The organism is Streptomyces murinus (assembly GCF_002154555.1).
In the GTDB taxonomy this organism is placed as follows: Bacteria; Actinomycetota; Actinomycetes; order Streptomycetales; family Streptomycetaceae; genus Streptomyces; species Streptomyces murinus.
The window spans coordinates 165-633 of record NZ_MUNF01000790.1 but is presented as its reverse complement, the minus strand read 5'-3'; the positions used below and the strand labels follow the sequence as shown (position 1 = coordinate 633).

The 469-nt window shown below is 70.7% G+C and carries 1 pseudogene; it reads right to left on the bottom strand.

Annotated features, from left to right (window positions below):
- Positions 1-469, bottom strand: a pseudogene (locus CCN72_RS35080) (branched-chain amino acid aminotransferase family protein); the annotation flags it as partial.

Genomic DNA, 469 nt, shown 5'->3' with positions numbered 1-469 from the left:
CCTCCAGGATGGAGCCGGTCAGGGTGGGCGTGACGATCTTGTCGCCGTAGACGAAGGCGACGTTCATGCTGCCGCTCTCCTCCACCTTGGTGCGGGTGACCGCGTCGAGGTAGACGACCTGGTCGCAGCCGTGGGCCGCGGCCTCGGCCTGCGGGAGCAGGNNCGAGCGCGGCCTCGGTGGCGAGGCGGCCCTCTATCTGCGCCCCTTCATGATCGCCACCGTGCGGCGGGACCCAGCCGGCGTCCTGGGCGAGCAGTGCGTCCAGGGCGGCGATGAAGAGGTCCTCGGGCAGCTCGGCCATGGCCATACGGCGGGCGGAGGTGCGGAAACGGCGGGCGTTGGCCTCAGGACGGAACAGCGCGATCGAGCCGTCGGGCTGGCGGTAGGCCTTCAGCCCCTCGAAGATCTCCTGGCCGTAGTGCAGCACCTGGGTGGAGGGATCGAGGGAGATCGGGCCGTACGGCACGA